General features: G+C 71.4%; 19 protein-coding genes. 9 read left to right on the forward strand and 10 right to left on the reverse strand.

The annotated features are described in order from the left end of the window. Positions 1-214: 214 nt before the first annotated feature. On the reverse strand, positions 215-2,578 hold the full coding sequence (locus DEI85_RS03840) for an Ig-like domain-containing protein (protein WP_146248988.1): 2,364 nt from the start codon (positions 2,576-2,578) through the stop codon (positions 215-217). 218 nt (positions 2,579-2,796) lie between these two features. Between DEI85_RS03840 and DEI85_RS03845 the strand changes: the two genes are divergently transcribed. After that, the gene (locus DEI85_RS03845; RefSeq protein WP_027464499.1) at positions 2,797-3,378 is read left to right on the forward strand and encodes a LemA family protein; all 582 of its coding nucleotides are present in this window, start codon (positions 2,797-2,799) and stop codon (positions 3,376-3,378) included. A gap of 19 nt (positions 3,379-3,397) precedes the next feature. Continuing rightward, positions 3,398-4,300, forward strand: a complete 903-nt coding sequence (locus DEI85_RS03850; RefSeq protein ID WP_110860711.1) for a M48 family metalloprotease — start codon at positions 3,398-3,400, stop codon at positions 4,298-4,300. Positions 4,301-4,304: 4 nt separating this feature from the next. Here DEI85_RS03850 and DEI85_RS03855 read toward each other — a convergent pair whose 3' ends face one another. Further along, positions 4,305-5,588, reverse strand: coding sequence for a winged helix-turn-helix domain-containing protein (locus DEI85_RS03855; RefSeq protein WP_111123398.1), 1,284 nt, complete (start codon positions 5,586-5,588; stop codon positions 4,305-4,307). Positions 5,589-5,680: 92 nt separating this feature from the next. On the opposite strand from DEI85_RS03855, the gene DEI85_RS03860 reads away from it, so the two are divergent. Together DEI85_RS03860 and ilvA are read left to right on the forward strand one after the other, a co-directional pair. Further along, entirely contained in the window at positions 5,681-6,940 is a 1,260-nt protein-coding gene (locus tag DEI85_RS03860) for an AI-2E family transporter (protein ID WP_258369887.1), read from the forward strand. Between the two features lie 46 nt (positions 6,941-6,986). Then, positions 6,987-8,246, forward strand: a complete 1,260-nt coding sequence (gene ilvA, locus DEI85_RS03865) for a threonine ammonia-lyase (RefSeq protein ID WP_027464502.1) — start codon at positions 6,987-6,989, stop codon at positions 8,244-8,246. 132 nt (positions 8,247-8,378) lie between these two features. On the opposite strand, the gene greA is transcribed toward ilvA, so the two are convergent. Together greA and DEI85_RS03875 are read right to left on the reverse strand one after the other, a co-directional pair. After that, on the reverse strand, positions 8,379-8,867 hold the full coding sequence (greA, locus tag DEI85_RS03870) for a transcription elongation factor GreA (RefSeq protein ID WP_017886739.1): 489 nt from the start codon (positions 8,865-8,867) through the stop codon (positions 8,379-8,381). Positions 8,868-8,938: 71 nt separating this feature from the next. Then, a complete protein-coding gene (locus tag DEI85_RS03875) occupies positions 8,939-9,430 on the reverse strand; it encodes a DUF4307 domain-containing protein (RefSeq protein ID WP_017886738.1) in 492 nt (163 codons plus the stop codon). A 19-nt stretch (positions 9,431-9,449) separates the two neighbouring features. On the opposite strand from DEI85_RS03875, the gene mca reads away from it, so the two are divergent. Next, entirely contained in the window at positions 9,450-10,340 is an 891-nt protein-coding gene (mca, locus tag DEI85_RS03880; RefSeq protein WP_110895435.1) for a mycothiol conjugate amidase Mca, read from the forward strand. After that, positions 10,337-10,642: a hypothetical protein gene (locus DEI85_RS03885; RefSeq protein WP_110860701.1), complete on the forward strand. Its 306-nt coding sequence runs from the start codon at positions 10,337-10,339 to the stop codon at positions 10,640-10,642. Before mca ends, DEI85_RS03885 begins: the two co-directional genes overlap by 4 nt. Before the next feature lie 201 nt (positions 10,643-10,843). Here the strand turns inward: DEI85_RS03885 and trhA are convergent, their stop codons facing one another. Then, positions 10,844-11,563, reverse strand: coding sequence for a PAQR family membrane homeostasis protein TrhA (trhA, locus tag DEI85_RS03890; protein WP_258369886.1), 720 nt, complete (start codon positions 11,561-11,563; stop codon positions 10,844-10,846). Between the two features lie 96 nt (positions 11,564-11,659). On the opposite strand from trhA, the gene DEI85_RS03895 reads away from it, so the two are divergent. From DEI85_RS03895 to phoH2, 3 genes are all read left to right on the forward strand, one after another. Beyond that, positions 11,660-12,445 carry an isoprenyl transferase gene (locus DEI85_RS03895; protein WP_027464506.1) on the forward strand — a complete coding sequence of 262 codons (786 nt, stop codon included), beginning with the start codon at positions 11,660-11,662 and terminating at the stop codon, positions 12,443-12,445. Positions 12,446-12,529: 84 nt separating this feature from the next. Further along, positions 12,530-13,639, forward strand: a complete 1,110-nt coding sequence (locus DEI85_RS03900) for an aminotransferase class V-fold PLP-dependent enzyme (RefSeq protein WP_111123397.1) — start codon at positions 12,530-12,532, stop codon at positions 13,637-13,639. A gap of 520 nt (positions 13,640-14,159) precedes the next feature. Next, positions 14,160-15,521 (forward strand): RNA 5'-3' helicase PhoH2, encoded by a 1,362-nt coding sequence (phoH2, locus tag DEI85_RS03905; RefSeq protein ID WP_181436342.1) that lies wholly within the window; start codon positions 14,160-14,162, stop codon positions 15,519-15,521. Between the two features lie 92 nt (positions 15,522-15,613). Here phoH2 and DEI85_RS03910 read toward each other — a convergent pair whose 3' ends face one another. The 5 genes from DEI85_RS03910 to xseA form a co-directional block, all read right to left on the reverse strand. Then, on the reverse strand, positions 15,614-17,017 hold the full coding sequence (locus tag DEI85_RS03910) for a class II fumarate hydratase (RefSeq protein WP_110860695.1): 1,404 nt from the start codon (positions 17,015-17,017) through the stop codon (positions 15,614-15,616). Positions 17,018-17,217: 200 nt separating this feature from the next. Next, positions 17,218-17,832 (reverse strand): carbonic anhydrase, encoded by a 615-nt coding sequence (locus tag DEI85_RS03915; RefSeq protein WP_027464510.1) that lies wholly within the window; start codon positions 17,830-17,832, stop codon positions 17,218-17,220. A 97-nt stretch (positions 17,833-17,929) separates the two neighbouring features. Beyond that, positions 17,930-18,565: a DUF4245 domain-containing protein gene (locus tag DEI85_RS03920; RefSeq protein WP_110895430.1), complete on the reverse strand. Its 636-nt coding sequence runs from the start codon at positions 18,563-18,565 to the stop codon at positions 17,930-17,932. Then, complete coding sequence (locus tag DEI85_RS03925; protein WP_017886728.1) at positions 18,562-18,807, reverse strand: exodeoxyribonuclease VII small subunit; 246 nt, start codon at positions 18,805-18,807, stop codon at positions 18,562-18,564. Before DEI85_RS03925 ends, DEI85_RS03920 begins: the two co-directional genes overlap by 4 nt. Before the next feature lie 71 nt (positions 18,808-18,878). Next, entirely contained in the window at positions 18,879-20,114 is a 1,236-nt protein-coding gene (gene xseA, locus DEI85_RS03930) for an exodeoxyribonuclease VII large subunit (RefSeq protein ID WP_110860689.1), read from the reverse strand. Positions 20,115-20,179 lie beyond the last annotated feature (65 nt).

A 20,179-nucleotide genomic window follows, 5' to 3' on the forward strand; every position in this document is an offset into this window, starting at 1 on the left:
TGCCGCGGTCGTGCGGTGCGGCGCGCACCGTCGGTGCTGCGCGCGGGCACCGATCGCGCGTCCTGCTGCACCGCTGGTCCGGTGCGGCGTGCGTCGTCCGTGCGGTGTGACGTGCACCGCTCGTCACACTAGCCCGCGCTCCGCGAACCGGCTCTGATGTGCGTCTTCTGTCCCACGGCCGGTGCGGAGCGCCGCTCTGGAGGCCCGGCCCGGCTCAGACGCGCGCCGCGCGCCGGTCGGTGCGCAGCCAGACCAGGGCCGCGATCGCGGCCGCAACACAGGCCGCGGCGCTCCCGACGAGCAGGGCCGGTGCGGCGTGCGTGCCGGTCGCCCCCGAGTAGACCGCCGTGGTCAGCGTCACGGCGACCACCGCGAGTGCGACGTACCGACCGCGGGAGGCGGCGAGCATCGCGCTGCCGGCGGAACCCGCGACGGGCAGCAGGGTCGCGACCACGGCACCGAGGCCACCGACGCACAGCGTGATGGCGAACTCCGACCCGAGCGACGCCCAGAAACCCCCGCCGGCGAGCAGGCTGTGCAGCACCCAGCCGGCCGCGGCGAGTCCGAGCAGGGCCAGCACCCGCCAGGTCGCACCCCGGGCGCTCGCAGCGATTCCGGTGCCGAGGCGGAGTGGGCCGGTCCCCAGTCCGGGGCGGCCGGACGGCACGAGGACGACACCGACGATGAGGGCGGGGGAGAGGTCGGCCGCACGGGTGACGCCGCACGCCACGAGCGCTGCGAGCACGAGCCACGGCGACACCCGGAACCCGACGGTGCGGTGATCGCTGCCGGCGGCCCACCGCGTGGCGAACACGACGGCGGCGGTCAGGACACCGGTACCCGCGAGGACGGCGATCGCCAGACGGGCGTACCGGGCCTCGAGCTCGACGCCGACCCCGAGCAGGGTGCACAGCGCCGCGACGGACACCGCGATGGTGATGGACGCCCAGGTCGGCAGGACGTCGTCGCCCCGGGCGCGGTCCGACCGCGAGCGGTTGCGTCCGAGCAGCCCGGCGAACGGCGAGCGGAGGCGGCCGCGGGTGACTGCGGCCACGAGGGCGAGCGGCGCGGCGATCAGCAGGAGGAACCCGGCGGCGACGGCGGTGGCGACCAGGACGGTCCGCCACGAGAACGCCGCCTGGATGGTCGGGACGGTGCGGTCGTAGGTGGTCGCCGCGGTCCAGTCGCCCGCGGGGCCGGACCAGTCGGGGTGGCCTCCGGTGCTGCCGACGCCGGCCGGGGCGCTGCCGGTACCGGTGCCGTTGCTGGACCCGTTGCCGTTGCCGTTGCCCGTGCCGGCTGCGGCGCTGTCGTCGTCGCCGCCCCCGGGGCCGTCGGGGTGCGTGCTGTTGCCGTGGCCGGTCGTGCCGGGGGTGCCCGCCGTCGCGCTGGACCCCGGCGTCGAGGTGCCCGGTGTCCCCGGGGTGTCCGTGGCGCCCGGCGTCGGTGCTGCGGTCGGGGCCGTGGTGGTGGACCGCACCGTGACCCGCACGGCGGCCGACGACCGGGAGTAGTTGCCCGCGACGTCGTGCTGCGTCGCGGTGAGCCGGTGCCCGCCGGCGCGCAACGTCGACCCCGTGGTGGAGCACGACCATGCGGCATCCGACCCGACCACCACGCCGCACACCGGCGCACGGTCGACGTACACGGTCACGCGGGCGCCGGGCTCACCGGTCCCGGCCACCGTCGTCCCGCGGGTGCCGATGCGCTGGCCGTCGTCCGGTGTCGTGATGCGCGGGGCTGCCGGCGCCGTGCGGTCGACCGTGACCGTCACGGGAGCGGAGGCCGCGCTCCGCAGGTCGGACCGGTACCCGTCGGCCGTGCTGGCCGTCTGCGACGCCGTGACGGTGAACCGGCCGTCGGCCCGGGTCCCCAGGGCGGCGACCCACCGGCCGTCCGCACCGACCCGGGCGGTCTGCTGCGCCGAGGACCCGGACACCGACAGCGTCACCGTCGATCCGGGGTACCCCGTACCGGAGACCGTTCCGCCGGTGGGCCCGGCGGACGCGAGGGTCGGCGGGACGATGACGTCCGATGCCGGTGCGCTCGCGACGGGCAGCGCGGCCGTGAGGTCGCGCACCGTGAACACCTGTTGCGGACCGGAGCGGACGGTGCCGAGACAGGCCCACGATCCGTTCGGGTCGACCCGGGTCGTGCACCCGGACGAACCCGTCGCGCCCGGCCCCGCCACCCGGACCGCGTGCCCGGGGGTGCCGGTGCCGTGGAAGCGTGTCGTACCCGTCGTGACGTCACCCGGGTCGGCGATGGTGGGCCGCACGGCGGGTCGGGTGGGTGCGGGCGTCGGAGCGCCCGGACGGCCGGTGCTCGGCGGGGCGATCTCGCTCGTTCCGGGCGTGGCGGTGGGAGGAGCGGCGGCGGGGGCTGCCGGGGCGTCTGCAGCGGCCGCGACGAGCGACGGGCCGCCCGTGGCGACCGCGACGGCCGGGGCTGCCGCGGCGCCGAGCAGGGCGGCGACGAGGACCGTCGTCGCCGCTGCGAGCAGGGCGAAGCGGGCACGACGACGAGGGCTGACGCCCCCGACAGCCCCCTCGTCCACGTTCTCCCCGCTCGTGTTCACCGGACCCATCCCACGGGATCGGCGGCCTCCGGTCAATACACCTCGCGGATGAGGTTCGGTATCGGGCCGCAGTCCGGGAGCCCGGTGTGCGTGACTCGGGAATCGGCCGTGAACACTGCTCACGGAACGGAGCATGCTCAGCGCGTCGATAGACTTCACGATGGCCGTTCAGGCCAACGCAGCACCGCGGATCCCGACGCGCAAAGGAGTACGCCCGCATGGACACCGGACTCGTCACGACGCTCATCGTCGTCGGAGTGGTGGTGGTCGTCCTGGTGATCATCGGGATCTACCTCTGGGTGACGTACAACTCCCTCGTCACGCTCAAGGTCCGGGTCGACGAGGCCTGGAGCGACATCTCGGTGCAACTGAAGCGCCGCGCCGACCTCATCCCCACCATCGTGGACACGGTCAAGGGGTACGCCACGCACGAGAAGGCGGTCTTCGACGACGTGACGAAGGCCCGCGCCGAGACCCTGTCCGCCGGTGACGCCGACACGGCGTCCACCGCCGAGGGGCACATGCAGAAGGCGCTCAAGAGCGTGTTCGCGGTGGCCGAGGGGTACCCGCAGCTGCAGTCGAGCCAGAACTTCCTGCAGTTGCAGTCCGAACTCGTCGACACCGAGGACAAGATCCAGGCCGCCCGCCGGTTCTACAACGGTGGCGTGCGCGAGCTGAACACGAAGATCCGGGTGTTCCCGAACTCCACGTTCGCGAAGAACCGCGGCTTCTCCGAGGCACCGTTCTTCGAGACGAACGAGCCGGCGGCCATCGCCGAGCCGCCGCGCGTCCAGTTCTGACCCCGGCGTCGGAGCCGACGTGTACAGCGCCATCGCGCGGAACAAGCGCAACACCGTCGTCATCGTCCTGGTGTTCCTGCTGATCATCGGTGCGCTCGGGTTCCTCGGCGGGTACCTCGCCGGCAACGTCTCGATCGGCTTCATCGTCCTCGTGGTCGCGCTCGGGTACGCGGTGCTGCAGTACTTCCTGGCGGCGCGGCAGGCCACCGCGATCGCCGGCGGGGTCGAGATCGACCGCGTCTCAGAACCGCGGCTGTGGCGCACCGTCGAGAACCTCGCCATCGCGACCGGCATGCCGATGCCCCGGGTGTTCGTCATCCCCGACCCCTCGCCGAACGCCTTCGCCACCGGGCGTGACCCCGAGCACGCGGTGGTGGCGGCGACGACGGGGTTGCTCGAGCTCATGGACGACCAGGAGCTGCAGGGTGTGATGGCGCACGAGCTCGGACACGTCCGGAACTACGACATCCGGGTGTCCACGATGGTCTTCGGTCTCGTCGTGGCCGTCGGCCTCATCGCCGACGTCCTGCTCCGCATCTCGATCTTCAGCGGTCTGTCCGGCGGGCGGAACCGCAACTCCGACAACGGTGGCAGCGCCAACCCGGTGCTGCTCATCGCCGGGATCGCCGCCGTCATCGTGGCCCCGATCGCCGCGGCCGGGGTGCAGGCGGCGGTGTCCCGGCAGCGCGAGTACCTGGCCGACGCGACGGGCGCGATGACGACCCGTCACCCGGAGGGCCTGGCGCGGGCACTCGAGAAGCTCGGTGCGTACGGTCGACCGATGCAGACGCAGAACTCCTCGATGGCGCACCTGTGGATCGCTGACCCGATGCGCCCCGGCGTGATGGACCGGCTGTTCTCGACACACCCGCCGCTGCCCGACCGCATCGCGCGGCTGCGCGCGAACGCCGACCGGTTCTGAGGGGTCAGCCGACGCCGTCCGCGGCCGAGTCGTCAGCCGACGTGACCGGTTCGGGGGCGTCCGCGTCGTCAGCGGACTCGTGTGCCACCAGGGGCAGTCCGAGGGCTCCGGCGACGGCCGCAGCAGCGGTGCCGCGGTCGGTCACCTCGATCGCGCCGAGGCCCTGCCAGCTCGCAGTCCGTCGCAGTGTGTCGGCGAGACGCTCGGGGTCCAGGTGCTCGCCGGGTTCCTGCCACGCGGTCCGGACGCGGAGCACCCCGCGCTGCCGGTCGCTCTTCAGGTCGATCCGGCCGACGAGCCGGTCGTCCTGCAGCACCGGCAGCACGTAGTAGCCGAACACCCGCTTCGGGGCCGGCGTGTAGATCTCGATCCGGTAGTGGAAGCCGTACATCCGCTCGGCCCGCCGCCGGAACCAGACGACCGGGTCGAAGGGGCTCAGCACCGCGTCGGCGGTCATCTGCCGGGGGACCCGAGCGCCCACGTGCAGCCAGGCCCGCTCGCCCCACCCCTCGACACGCACCGGCAGGAGCTCGCCGGCGTCGGTGAGCTCGGCGATCGCGGTGGCCGTGTCGTCGGAGCGCAGCCGGTAGTAGTCCGCGATGTCCGCTCGGGTGCCGACGCCGAGCGCCCGCGTGGCCCGACGGACGAGCTCGAGCACGGCGTCGGCACGCGGCGGCGCGGTCTCGAGGAAGCCTGCGGGCAACACCTGCTCCGGCAGGGCGTACACGCGCTCGAAACCGGCTCGTCCGGCACTCACCGCCTCGCCCCAGCGGAACATCTGCTCGAGCCCGAGCTTCACGTCGCTCCATCCCCACCAGGGGCCGCGTCGCACGTTGGACTCGTGTTCCACCGCGCTCGCCCGCATCGGCCCCTCGGCCCGGAGCAGCGCGTGCAGTTCGCGCCGGACGGCAGCGGTCCGGGTGACGCCGTCGACCCTGGTCGGGCCGGCGTCACGCTCCCGCAGGGCGTCCATCCGCCACCGGAACAGCCGCAGGTCGTCGCGGGGGATGAACGCCGCCTCGTGCGCCCAGTACTCGGTGTACGGACCCGAGCGTCCGAGCGTCAGCCGGTCGAGCGTCGACCGGTCGTAGGCCCCGAGCCGGGCGAAGAGCGGCAGGTAGTGGCTGCGTTCGAACACGTTGACGGAGTCGATCTGCAGCAGCCCGAGCCGGCCGATCGCGCCGTTCAGCGCACGGGTCGAGACCGGCTCGGCGGGTGGCCGTCCGAAGCCCTGCGCCGCGAGTGCGACCCGGCGGGCCTCGGCGGCGGAGAGCGTCGACCTGGGCATGCGGCGACGCTACCGAACCCCGCCGACATGAGCGTCCACGAACGTATGCCGTATCTGGCACCTGGCCGAGAGCACGTCGATACACTCGGGCCATGGCATGGGGAAGCAAGCAGACACATCCCGACCCCGTGGTCGAGGAATCGGTCCCGATCGGCGTCCGCATCGCCGGTGCCTGGTCGTGGCGTGCACTCGTCGTCGTGGGCGTGATCGCCGTCTTCATCTGGCTCGTCACGGTCTTCAGCGAGATCCTCATCCCGTTCCTCATCGGCATCGTGGTCTCGGCGCTCCTGGTGCCGGTCTCGAACTGGCTGCAGCGACACCACGTGCCGAAGTGGTTGGCGGTCGTCATCAGCCTGCTCGGCGGCGTCGCCGCCCTGGGCGGCCTGATCTGGCTCGTCGTCGACCAGATCATCGCGTCGTACCCGTCGCTGCGTGACCGGACGATCGACCAGTACGCCAACATCAAGGACTTCGTGCTGAACTCCGGGTTCGGCATCAACCAGTCCGACGTGAACGGCTGGCTCGACGACGGCACGAAATGGTTGCAGGACAACTCCGCCTCGATCCTGTCCGGGGTCGCCAGCGCGGGGTCGGGCGCGACGCACGTGTTCGCGGCGCTCTTCATCACCCTGTTCACCACGATCTTCCTGCTGATCGACGGCAAGAACGTCTGGCGCTGGTCCGTCCGGTTGTTCCCGAAGAAGGCGCGCGCGGCGGTGGACGGCGCCGGTGTCGCCGGTTGGATCACCCTGACGAGCTTCATCCGGGTGCAGATCTTCGTCGCCTTCGTCGACGCGGTCGGCATCGGTCTGGGGTCCTTCATCGTCGGGCTCTTCTTCGGCGGCATGCCGCTGGTGATCCCGATCGCCGCCTTCGTGTTCCTCGGCGCCTTCATCCCGGTCGTCGGCGCCATCGTCACGGGCTTCCTGGCGGTGTTCGTCGCGCTGATCTTCAACGGCCCCCTCGCCGCGGTCCTGGTGCTCGGCGTCGTGCTGCTGGTCCAGCAGATCGAGGGGCACATCCTGCAGCCCCTCGTCATGGGCAACGCGGTCAAGGTCCACCCGCTGGCGGTCGTCCTCGGCGTCACCGCGGCCTCCGGTCTCGCCGGCATCGCCGGCGCGTTCTTCGCCGTGCCGCTGATCGCGACCCTGAACGCCATGGTCACCACCATCGCGAGCGGACGCTGGCGACGGCTCGACTCCGACCACGTCCTCGAAGCGACGCCGAAGCGCGGACAGCACGGGCAGATCCAGTTGCTCCGACGCCGTCGGCACAAGGTCGGCGACGACGTCCCGGCGCCGGGCGTCGACTCGGGTCCCTCGGCCGAAGAAGACACCGCCAGCACCAACTGAGCGTCACGAGTTCGCCGCGGGGGCCGGGAACGACGATGATGGGGGAGTGACCGACACCAGCGCCTCCCCGCACACGCTCACCGCGATCCCGACGCTCGCGGACATCGAGGCGGCGCGCGAGACCATCAAGGGCGTCGCACGCGTCACCCCGATGGAGACGTCGCAGTTCCTCGCCGAGCTGCTCGGGTCGCCGGTGCACCTGAAGTGCGAGAACCTGCAGCGCACGGGTGCCTACAAGGTGCGCGGCGCCTACAACCGCCTCTCGACCCTGTCCGCCGAGCAGCGTGCCAAGGGCGTCGTCGCCGCGAGCGCCGGCAACCACGCGCAGGGTGTTGCCCTCGCCGCCCGCGAGCTCGGCATCCCCGCGACGATCTTCACGCCGGTCGGGGTCGCTCTGCCCAAGCTGCAGGCCACCCGCCACTACGGAGCCGACGTCGTGCTGCGCGGCCACTCCGTGGAAGAAGCGCTGAGCGCCGCGAAGGACTTCGCCGCCCACACCGGCGCCGTGTTCATCCCGCCGTTCGACCACCCGGCAGTGATCGCCGGGCAGGGCACGCTCGGCCTCGAGATCATCGACCAGGTGCCGGACGTCGACACCGTCGTGGTGCCGATCGGTGGCGGCGGCGTCATCTCCGGCATCGCACTCGCCGTGAAGGGCATGGCCGAGCGGCTCGGACGGCAGATCCGGGTCATCGGCGTGCAGGCTGAGAACGCTGCGGCCTACCCGTCGTCGATCACCGCCGGCGAGCCCGTCACCATCACCACGAAGCCGACAATCTCCGACGGCATCGCGGTGGCGCGCCCCGGCGACCTGAACTTCCCGATCATCCGCGACCTGGTCGACGACATCGTCACCGTCTCGGACGACGACACCGCCCGCGCACTGCTCGTCCTGCTCGAGCGCGCCAAGCTCGTGGTCGAGGCAGCGGGGGCCGTCGGCGTCGCCGCGATCATGTCCGGTGCCGTCCGCGACACCGGCCGCACCGTGGTGCTGCTGAGCGGCGGCAACATCGACCCGCTCATGATGGAGCGCGTGATCACCCGCGGGCTCGTGGCGGCCTCGCGCTACATCGGCATCCGCATCATGCTGCCGGACCGCCCGGGCCAGCTCGCCCGCGTCGCGCAGGTCATCTCGGACGCCGGCGCGAACGTGGTCGAGGTGTTGCACACCCGCCACGGGCAGGGCCTCGTCATCAACGAGGTCGCGCTGGACCTGTCGATCGAGGCGCGCGGCCCCGAGCACGCGCAGGAGGTCATCCAGCGCCTGCACGAGGTCGGTTTCCGCCCGGAACTCCTCGAGCACTAGTCCGCGACGATCCACGAGTCGTTCGACGCGTGAACTGGCGGAAGTGCGGTGCCCGCCCTGGGCGCGACCAGCGGACAGACAGGAGGCCCGTGGCGGTGTCGCCACGGGCCTCCTGTCTGTCGGCGGGCCGGTCTACGGCTCGTAGCGCTCGATCTTGACGACCTCGACGGCGATCTCCTTGCCGTTCGGCGCCGTGTACGTGGCCTTGTCGCCGGCCTTGAGGCCGACGATGGCCGCGCCGACGGGGCTGACGGGGCTGTAGACCGTCAGGTCGGAGCCTTCAGCGACGATCTCGCGGCTGCCGACCAGGAAGGTGGACTCGTCGCCGGCGATGACCGCCGTGACGACGGTGCCCGGTTCGACCGTCCCGTCGAACTCCGCTTCACTGACGGTGGCGTGCTTGAGGAGCTCGGTGAGGACGCGGATGCGGGCCTCGATCTTGCCCTGCTCGTCCTTCGCGGCGTGGTAGCCGCCGTTCTCCTTGAGGTCGCCCTCTTCGCGAGCGGCCTCGATGCGGCGCGCGATCTCGGCACGGCCCTCGCCGCTCAGCTCGTCGAGCTCCGCCTTGAGACGGTCGTGCGCCTCCTGGGTCAGCCAGGTGACCTGCGTGTCGTTGCTCATGTTCTGTCCCTTCGACCATGAAAAAACGAGACCGGCCGAGTGGTCGGTCTCGAGAGGCGAATCAGGACAGTCTAGGGAATCCAGCAGTCGTGGATCAAGCCGGTCACGCCCCGCGTCGTCGTGGTGACCTGCGTGGAGATGCTCCGGCTGCGCTGTTCGGACGCTGGCACGGTGATCTCCTTCCAGCCCACGATCGAGTAGCTCTTGTCGAGGACCTGCACGGCGCACTTCGCCTCGACGCCCGGGTCGACCGACACCTGCGAGTGGACGACGGTGCTGTGCTCGGACAGCACCTCGTACCCGATGACGTCCTGGTCGAGGCCGCGGTCGGACTGGTCGAGCCCGGCCCAGATCACCCACGCGCCGAAGACCACGACGACCGCGATGGCCGCGACGATCGCGAAGAGGCGGCTGCGGCGCTTGCGGGCCGGGGTGCGGCCGTAGCGCTCGTCGAGGGTGGCGGTCTGGTGCTGTTCGGACAGTTCGGGGCTCCCGGGGTGGATATCCTGATCCCAGGGTAGTTCACGCGATGCTGTGCGCTGCCCGCGTCCGACGCCGCTCACCCGCAGTGAGGAACCCCACGTGCCCTACCGTCTGCTGGCCGTCCACGCCCACCCCGACGACGAGTCGAGCAAGGGAGCCGCGACCGCCGCGAAGTACGTGGCCGACGGGCACCAGGTGCTCGTCGTGTCCTGCACCGGCGGCGAGGCCGGCGACATCCTGAACGACCAGCTCGGCGAGCCGGCGACGAGCCGTGCGCACCGTGACATGGCCGGGTACCGCCGCACCGAGATGGCCGCCGCGCAGCAGGCGCTCGGCATCGACCACGTGTGGCTCGGCTACCACGACTCGGGGCTGCCCGACGCCGAGAAGGGCGAGACGGTCCGGCCGGGCACGTTCTCGACGGTGCCGCTCGAGTACAGCACCGAGGCCCTCGTCCGCGTGATCCGCCGGTTCCGCCCGCACGTGCTCGTCACCTACGACGAGAACGGTGGCTACCCGCACCCCGACCACATCCGCACGCACGAGGTGTCGATGGCCGCGTGGTCCGCCGCCGCCGACCCGTCGGCGTACCCGTCCGCCGGCGCCCCGTGGTCGATCGCGAAGCTCTACTACGAGCGCACGATGAACCCGCGCCGCTTCCGCACGATCTTCGAAGCCCTGCAGGAGCGCGACCCGGACAGCCCCGCGATCGAGCAGCTGCGCGAGTGGGTCGAGCGGTTCGCCGACCGGCCCGACCTCGCCACCACCCACGTCGACGTGCACGAGTACTTCGACCAGCGTGACGCCGCACTCCGCGCGCACGCCAGCCAGGTCGCGCCGGACAGCGCCTTCTTCTACTGGCCGAACGACCTCCTCGCGACGGTGTGGCCGACCGAGGACTACCAGCTCGTGGAGGCACGCGTGCCGACCGAGCTCCCGGAGACCGACCTGTTCGCCGGGATCCCAGCCGACAAGGAACCGACCTCGTGAGCACCATCGCGGCGGCACTCGCCGCCACCCCCAGTCCCAGCCCCTCGGTCGTCCCCGACGTCGACGTCACCCCGGGCGTCGTCGGGTTCATCGCGATCGCGCTCGTCGCGATCGTGACGATCCTGCTCGTGGTGGACATGACCCGACGCATCCGTCGGACCCGCTACCGCGCCGAGGTGCGCGAGCGGCTCGAGGCTGAGGAGAACGGCACCGCGGGTGACGGCGCCGCGACGGACGAGCCGGAGCGGCGGGCGGCGGAGGACGGCCGGGCCGACGTCGGCGACGACACCGAGCGCGGCTGACGCGACTCCGAGGCGGACTGGAGGCCCGTGGTGATCCCGCCACGGGCCTCCAGTCCGCCTTGTACGCGCCTACCGGAACCGGGCGTACCTGGTCGAACCGGGCGTACCTGGTCGAACCGGGCGTACCTGGTCAGAAGTTCCTGGTGAGTACGCCCGGAACCACCAGGCATCGCGCGCGTTCTGGGAAGGAACGTGCGACGGTCAGCGCACCGGGTCCAGCGCGACGATGAGCACGCCGACCCACTGCGCACCGAAGGCCACCACGGTCAGGGCGTGGAACACCTCGTGGAACCCGAACTGCGTCGGCACCGGGTTCGGCCGCTTGAAGCCGTAGACCAGCGCGCCGATGATGTACGCGACGCCGCCGGACAGGATGAGCACGGTCATGGGGACGCTCGCGGCGAAGAACTGCGGCAGCAGCCCGAGGGCAGCGCACCCGAGCACCAGGTAGATCGGTACGTACAGCCAGCGGGGCGCGTTGATCCAGAGCACCCGGAACGCGATCCCGAGCGCGGCGCCCGACCACATCACCCAGAGCACGACGACCATGAGCGTGTGCGGCAGGGCGCAGATCGCGACGGGCGTGTAGGTACCCGCGATGAGCAGCAGGATGTTGGTGTGGTCGATGCGCTTCAGCACGGCCTTCACCTTCGGCCCCCACGGGAACCGGTGGTAGGTCGCGGAGACACCGAACATCGCGAGCGACGTCGCCATGAACACCGCGCTGCCGACCTTCGCTGCGGTGCTGTCGGCGAGGGTGATCAGCACGATCCCCATCGCGATCGCGAACGGGAACGCGCCGAGGTGGATCCATCCGCGCCAGGCCGGACGGGGTTCGGCAGCGGTCGTGGTCGGACTCGCCGACGCCTCTTCCGTGAACGGGACGTGGGGGAGTGTTCCGGTCTCGTGCTCGTCCTGCATGATCCCGACCATAGGGCCTGACCCCGAACGACAGCCACGTGTCCGCCGAGCGGGCGCCTCAGGGAGCGTGTGCCGGTGGTGCACTACGCTCGGTGCGTGACCGGGACGGCGGGATGGACAGGGCGGGGGATCCTCTACCGCGCCTACCAGCGCCGGATCCGTCGCCAGCTCGAGGGTGCAGCGAAGCCCAAGCACGTCGCCATGATCGTGGACGGCAACCGCCGCTGGGCGAAGCAGCTCGGGCTCGAGTCCGCCGCACACGGCCACCGAGCGGGTGCCGCGAAGATCCCGGAGTTCCTGACGTGGTGCGACGACCTCGGCATCGAGGTCGTGACCCTGTACCTGCTGTCGGCCGACAACCTGACGGGTCGTGGCGGCGAGGAGCTCGAGGAACTCGTGGGGATCATCGCGGACCTCGCCGGGGTCCTGGCCGACAACCGTGACTGGCGCGTGCAGCACGTCGGCTCGAACGAGGGGCTGCCGGAGAACCTGGTGACCGCGCTCGAACAGGCCGAGCAGCGCACCGCCGGCCGCACCGGGTTGCACGTCAACCTGGCCGTCGGCTACGGCGGCCGTCGTGAGATCGCGGACGCCATGCGGAGCATCGTGCAGGCGCACGGCGCGGGTGGCGGGACCATCGACACCCTGGCCGAGGTGCTGACGCCGGAGCTGATCGGCGACCACCTGTACACGCAGGGGCAGCCCGACCCCGACCTGGTGATCCGGACCTCGGGCGAGCAGCGCCTGTCCGACTTCATGCTGTGGCAGAGCGCGCACAGCGAGTTCTACTTCGTCGAGGCGTTCTACCCGGACCTGCGCGAGGTCGACTTCCTCCGGGCGGTCCGCGACTTCGGGCTCCGGTCGCGTCGCTTCGGCGGCTGAGCAGCCACCTCCCGCACCGGGTTCGTCGGCGGAGCCGCGTCCCAGTAGGCTCTCAGGGTTCAACCCGTGAAAGGTGCACCACCTGTGAACATCGACGAGTACGCCGCCGGCTTCTCCGAAGACCCCGGTTACCTCGACCACGCTGCGTTCGGCCCCGTGCAGACCGCCGTGCTCGAGGAGCAGCGTGTGCTCGGCACCATCCAGGCACACATGCGCTTCGGTGCCATGGAGACCCTCGACGAGCAGGACGCCCGCGTCCGCACCGTCGCCGCCCGCCTGGTCGGCCGCCGCGAGGACCAGGTCGTCTCGCAGGCCGCGACGACCCCGGGCCTGCTGCACACCGCCTTCGGCCTGACCGGCGGTGTGCTCGTGTCCGCCGACGAGTACCCGTCGCTGCCGCTCGCACTGGCCAGCGCCGCCTCGGCCACCGGCGGACGGGTGCAGCCCGTCGTCATCGAGTCGGGTGCCGGCTGGGTGACCCCCGAGCTGATCCGTGAGCGCCTGACCGACGAGGTGACCGCCGTCGCGGTGTCCCTGGTCGACTGGCGCACCGGCTACCTGACCGACCTCGCCGCCATCCGCGAGGTCATCGGCGACCGCCTGCTCATCGTCGACGCGATCCAGGGCTTCGGCGTCGTCGATGCCCCGTACGAGGTCGCCGACGTCGTCGCCACCGGCGGGCAGAAGTGGTTGCACGCCGGGTGGGGCACCGGGTTCGTGGCGTTCAGCGACCGTGCCCTGAACCGGATCCGTCCGGGATTGTCCGGCCCGCACGGCACGTCCGGCTGGCCCACCGAGGTCCCGGCGGTGCGTCCGGGGGCCGCCGGCTTCCAGATGTCCCGCATCGACCCGGTCGCGCAGGCCCGGCTCGCGGTGTCGCTCGAGCGCCTCACCGCGGTCGGCGTCGCCGCCGTGCAGGAGCGTGTCACCGATCGCGTCGAGCGCGTGTTCGCCATCGCCGACGAGTTCGGGCTCGAGGTCGAGTCCAGCCGTGACCCGGCCGAGCGTGCCGGCATCGTGGTGCTCCGGCCGACGCAGGGTCGCGTGACGGCCCTGTCCGCCGCGATGCACAACCACGGCGTCACCGCGACCACCCGGCTCGGGGTCGCGCGCGTGTCCGTGTTCCCGTCGACCACCGACGAGACCCTGGACATGTTCCGGGACGCCTGCGTCTCGTACGCCACCATGCAGTAGCAGCGGCGCGCCTGCTGCCCCCCGTCCGGAGCCCGTCCGCAGCACGTGAGTGGTCAGGACACCCCGCTCAGGTCCGCCGGGTGGTCACGAACTGTCGGTCGGAGCGGCCGCAGCCGACAGTTCGTGACCAGCCGGGGCCGCCCGCGCGACGAGTCGCGACCAATGGACGGACTGGAGGCGCGGTGCCAGGCCGCCACGGGCCTCCCGTCCGAAGCTCGCGAGCGGTCACGACACCCCGCTCACGTCCGCCGAGTGGTCACCACCTGTCGGCCGGAGCGGTCGCAGCCGACAGTTCGTGACCAGCCGGCGTCACCGCAGCGAGCGGCGCGAGGCGCGCTCGCGTTGTTCACGCGACCGTAACTCCGGAAACCGCGTGTCGCTGTCGGGGTGTCGGGGGCCGGACGTACGTTGTCCCCATCGGGCACCGCGCCCGATCGAAGCGGCCACAGTCGGTGCTTCGGGACCCGCTCCGTGGCCGCGTTCGAGGACAGGACCGGGCCCGTCGCGGCCCGGGGATGGAGTGGTCGTGACCTCTCAGAACGTCTCTCGCGGAGCACAGCAGCAGCACACCGCGGACTCGTCCACATCGGTCGCCCAGCGCACGTACGTGCTCGACACATCGGTGCTCCTCAGCGATCCACGGGCCTTGTTCCGCTTCGCCGAGCACGCCGTTGTCCTGCCCGTGGTGGTCGTCAGCGAACTCGAGTCGAAGCGCAACGACCCGGAGATCGGGTACTTCGCCCGGCAGGCCCTCCGGCTGCTCGACGAACTGCGCATCGAGCACGAGCGGCTCGACTTCCCGATCGCGATCGGCGACGGCGGCTCGTTCCGCGTCGAACTGAACCACTCCAACCAGTCCGTCCTGCCGTCGGGCCTGCAGCTCGGCGACAACGACTCCCGTATCCTCGCCGTCGCGTCGAACCTGAAGAACGACGGGCTCGACGTCGTCGTCGTGTCGAAGGACCTGCCGCTCCGGGTCAAGGCGTCGTCGATCGGCATGGCGGCGGAGGAGTACCGCGCCGAGCTCGCGGTCGACTCGGGCTACACCGGCATCGCTGACCTGCAGGTCTCCGGCGAGCAGATGTCCGACCTGTACGAGCAAGAGGAGATCCGCTCCGCGAAGCTCGACGGCGTCCCGGTGAACACCGGGGTCGTCATCCACTCCGAGCGCGGATCGGCCCTCGGCCGCGTGCGCGTCGCCGGAGCCGTCGCCCTGGTGCGAGGCGACCGCGAGGTCTTCGGACTCCGCGGACGCTCGGCCGAGCAGCGGCTCGCCATCGACGCCCTGCTCGACTCCGAGATCGGCATCGTCTCGCTCGGCGGCAGCGCCGGTACCGGCAAGTCGGCGCTTGCCCTGTGCGCCGGACTGGAGGCGGTGCTCGAACGGCAGCAGCACAAGAAGATCATGGTGTTCCGGCCGCTGTACGCCGTCGGCGGGCAGGACCTGGGCTTCCTGCCCGGTGATGCCGGCGAGAAGATGAACCCGTGGGCCCAGGCCGTCTACGACACCCTCGGCTCGGTGGTGTCGGACAACGTCCTCGACGAGGTGATCGAGCGCGGCCTGATCGAGGTGCTGCCCCTGACCCACATCCGCGGCCGCTCCCTGCACGACGCCTTCGTGATCGTCGACGAGGCGCAGTCGCTCGAACGGAACGTGCTGCTCACGATGCTCTCGCGCATCGGCCAGAACTCGCGGGTCGTGCTCACCCACGACGTCGCGCAGCGCGACAACCTGCGGGTCGGCAGGCACGACGGGATCGCGTCGGTCATCGAGCGGCTCAAGGGGCACCCGCTGTTCGCGCACGTCACGCTGACGCGCTCCGAGCGCTCCGCGATCGCCGCCCTGGTGACGGACCTGCTGGACTCGCCGGACCTGGTGTAGCGGCGTTCTGAACGGGCAACGGCCAGGAGGCGCGGTGCGGGTCGGACCCGCACCGCGCCTCCTGGCCGTGGTTGCGACCGGAGCGCGCCCCGCTAGTTCGGGTGGGTCATGCTGAGGACGTCGAGCGCCTCGTCGAGCTGCGCCTCGGTGACCTCGCCGCGCTCGACGTGGCCGAGGGCCACGACGGCTTCACGCACGGTGAGGCCTTCGGCGACGGCGTACTTCGCGACCTTCGCCGCCGCCTCGTAACCGATGACCCGGTTGAGCGGGGTGACGATCGACGGCGAGGACTCCGCGAAGGCGCGGGCGCGCTCGAGGTTCGCCTGCAGCCCGTCGATGGTCTTGTCCGCGAGCACGCGCGAGCTGTTCGCCAGCAGGCGGATCGACTCGAGCAGTGCCGTGCCCATCACCGGGATGGCGACGTTGAGCTCGAACGCACCCGAGGCACCCGCCCAGGCGATGGTGGCGTCGTTGCCGATGACCCGGGCGCCGACCATCAGGGTGGCCTCGGGGATCACCGGGTTCACCTTGCCGGGCATGATCGAGGAGCCGGGCTGCAGGTCGGGGATGTGCAGCTCGCCCAGGCCGGTGTTCGGACCCGAACCCATCCAGCGCAGGTCGTTGTTGATCTTCGTCAGGCTGACGGCGAGCACCTTGAGCGCACCGGAAGCCTCGACCAGGGCGTCACGCGCGCCCTGCGCCTCGAAGTGGTCGACGGCCTCGGTGATCGGCAGGTCGGTGTCGCTCGCGAGCTGGGCGATGACCCGCTGCGGGAAGCCCTTGGGGGTGTTGATGCCGGTGCCGACCGCGGTGCCGCCGAGCGGGACCTCGGCGACGCGGGGGAGCGTCGCCTGGACACGCTCGATGCCCAGGCGGATCTGGCGTGCGTAGCCGCCGAACTCCTGCCCGAGGGTGACGGGCGTGGCGTCCATCAGGTGCGTCCGGCCGGACTTCACGGCGTCGGCCCAGAGCGTGGCCTTCGCTTCGAGGGACTCGGCGAGGTGCTCCAGGGCGGGCACGAGGGTGCGGAGGAGTGCCTCGGTCACGGCGACGTGCACGGAGGTGGGGAAGACGTCGTTCGACGACTGCGAGGCGTTGACGTGGTCGTTCGGGTGCACCGCCGAACCCGCGATGTCGGACGCCAGTGTCGCGAGCACCTCGTTCATGTTCATGTTCGACGACGTGCCGCTGCCGGTCTGGTATACGTCGACCGGGAACTGGTCGTGGTGCTGGCCGCCGATGATCAGGTCGGCCGCGCCGGCGATGGCGTCGGCGACGGCAGGCTCGACGATGCCGAGTTCACCGTTCACGATGGCCGCCGCACGCTTGATCCGCGCGAGCGCCACGATCTGTGCCGACTCGAGCCCGGTGCCCGAGATGGGGAAGTTCTCGACGGCGCGCTGGGTCTGGGCACGGTAGAGCGCCGACTTCGGCACCCGCACCTCGCCCATGGTGTCGTGCTCGATGCGGAACTCGGTCGGGGTGGTGTCGGTCACGTCGTCGTGGTCCTTCCTGGGGTGCTCGCCGGTCGCGGTCGCGCCGGCCCGTGCCCCGGGGTCGCCGGGGCGGTCGTCGTCGGGTCGGTCTTCGTCTGGCTCGATATCTGTCTGGCTCGATATCTGTCTGGCTCGATATCTGTCTGGCTCGATCTTCGTCTGGGTCGATCTTCGTCTGACTTGATCTTCGTCTGGGCCGGTCAGACCTGGCCGACGACGGTGTCGATGGTGACTTCTCCGGTGGCGAGGTCGTAGGTCGCCCCGACGACGGCCAATCTACCCTCGGCCACGGCATCGGAGACCGCGCCGGAGCGCTCGATCACCTGGCGGAGGGTGGCTTCGAGGTGTGCGGCGCCGACGGCTTCCTGCGGGAGCTCGGCGTCGGTGAGCCGGACCTTCTCGACGCTCGGGGCGATCGCGTCCACGAGGGCCTGCAGGTGCGGGGCGGGGACGGGCTCACCGGAGCGCGCTGCCGCGACGGCACCGCACCGCGTGTGCCGGAGCACGACGACCAGCGGTGTGCCCAGGGCGACGACCGCGAACTCGATCGAGCCCAGCACGACGTCGTCGACGATCTGGCCGGCGTTGCGGATCGCGAACAGGTCACCGATGCCGGCGTCGAAGACGTGCTCGAACGGCACCCGCGAGTCCGAGCAACCGAGGACGGTCGCGAACGGCGACTGCGATCCTTCGAGCTCGGTGCGGCGGTCCGGGTCCACGCGGCCCATCCGGCGCTTGTCGGCGGCGAAACGGGCGTTGCCGTCGACGAGCAGGCGCAGGGCGTCGGACGGGGTGGAGGCGGCGCGGTCGGGCATGGGGCTCCTCGGTTCGGGTGGGACGGGGTGGTGACTGGCGGGACCATGCCCGTCGTCGTCTACTCGGTCAGTCGTCGTCTACTCGGTCAGTCGTCGTCTACTCGGTCAGTTCTCGGGAGACGGCGGTCGCGACGGTCCGGAAGGCCTTGTCGTCGGCGGTACCGGAGAGCACGATCGTGTTCTTGCCGAACGTCGAGACGAGCGAGTACGCGTGGTTGCCGGCGTCGGTGCCCTCGGCGCGGCGGTCGTAGACGGTCCACTCAGTGTCACCGATCGTGCGGTCACCGGTGGACGGGCGCTGGTCGAGCTGGTTCGACACCCACGAGGCGTTGGCGTCGATCCCCTGCTGCAGGCCGAGGTACTGCTTGTCCGGCGTCACGAAGCCGACGGTCCAGACGTCCACGCCGTCCGTGGTCTTGCTCGCGAAGTCCGCGCGGTTGGCGCTGTAGCCGTCGGGCAGCGGCGGCGCCACCAGGGTGACGTCGTCGACGTTCGCCTTCGCCGCGATCTGCTGGTAGTCGACGGTGCGGTCAACGGTGGTGTCGGGCCGGACGACGACCGCCACCAGGAACAGGACGATGCCGAGCGAGGCGATGAGCGCGATGACCAGGTTGAACGCGGTCTGGTGCTGCCGGCGGGCGGTGCGGGCGGCGTCCTTCCGGGCCCACGTCTCCTCTGCCGTCTCGGGGCGACCGAGCTCGGCGACGATCGGGCGGCCGTTGGGGTCGGTCATCGCCCGGAGCCGTCCTGGGCGTCGCTGGCGGCACGGGCCGCGTCGAGCCGTGCGCGGGCACCGACGAGCCACTCTTCGCACCGGGCGGCGAGGGCTTCGCCCCGCTCCCAGAGCGCCAGTGAACGCTCGAGGGTCGCGGAGCCCTGTTCGAGCTCGCTCACGACGCGCACGAGTTCGTCGCGGGCCGCTTCGTAGCTCAGCGACTGGACGTCGGTCTGCTCGGGTTCCTGCTGGGATGGCACGGGACGATCCTACCGAGCGTCCACCGACGATCCGCCGCCCGGACCCAGGCTGTGGAGAACACCCGTGGCGGTCAGGAGCCGTCCGGGCCGGGGCCGTCCGGTTCGAGCGTGCCCGTGGCCGTGCCGGCACCGAGCGTGACGTGCACCGGCGTCGCTCCGGACAGGTCGTCCGTGCCGCGGACGACACCCCCGTCGGCACGCTGCACGATGGCGTACCCGCGGCGCAGGGTGTCGCGGGGCGAGAGTGCGCGGAGGCGGGCGGTCAGGTGGCCGACCTCGGAGTGCCCGCGCTCGAGCCGGCGGTCGAGCAGTTCGCGGGCACGGGACAGGTCGCGCGCGACCTCTTCCGCACGCGTGTCGACGAGCCACGCGGTCGACGCCAGGGCCGGCCGAGACCGCAGCGCGGCGAGCCGGTCGGCCTCGACCGACAGCGTGTGCGAGAGCCGCAGCCCGAGCCGGGCGCGGGCCGCCCGGACGTTGGCGAGTTCCTCGGCGACGTCGGGCACGACCCGCTTGGCCGCGTCCGTGGGGGTCGAGGCGCGCAGGTCGGCGACCTCGTCGAGGATCGGGCGGTCGGCCTCGTGCCCGATCGCCGAGACGATCGGAGTCGACGCCGAGGCCGCGGCACGGACGAGTCCCTCGTCGCTGAAGCCGAGCAGGTTCTGGAAGTCACCGCCGCCGCGGGCGATGATGATGACGTCGACCTCGGGGTCGGCGTCGAGCTCGAGGATCGCCGCAGTGACCTCGCCCACGGTCCGTTCACCCTGCACAGCGGTGTGCACGGTGCGGAACTCCACCTGGGGCCACCGCAGCTGCGCGTTCCGCTTGACGTCCTTCTCGGCGTCGGAGTCCTTGCCGGTGATCAGGCCGATGCGGTGCGGCAGGAACGGCAGACGCAGCTTGCGGGACGGGTCGAACAGTCCTTCCTCGGCGAGGGTGCGACGAAGGCGCTCGAGGCGTTCGAGCAGGTCACCGAGGCCGACGTGCTTCATCTCGACGACCTGCATGGTCAGCGAGCCGCCCTTGACCCAGTAGTTCGGCTTGAGCGCGGCGACGACACGGTCGCCCTGCTTGATGTCCGCCGGCACCCGGGAGCGCACACTCGACCAGATGGAGAACGACACGGTGGCGTCGACCTCGACGTCCTTGAGCTTGCCGTACACGTTGCCGCCGGCCACGTTCCACTGCGTGATCTCGCCCTCGACCCACGCGGTGCCGAGCCGGTCGATCCAGTCGCGGAGCTTCGCGCCGAGGAGCGCGACCGGCCACGGGTTGTCGGCCGTCGGCGGGCCCTGTTCGATCGCCATGTCGCTCCTTGTCCTGCTGGGACGTCCATCGTGCCCGAGACCGGTGACAGGGGACGGCCGCGTGT

This window comes from Curtobacterium sp. MCBD17_026, from assembly GCF_003234895.2.
Lineage (GTDB): Bacteria > Actinomycetota > Actinomycetes > Actinomycetales > Microbacteriaceae > Curtobacterium > Curtobacterium flaccumfaciens.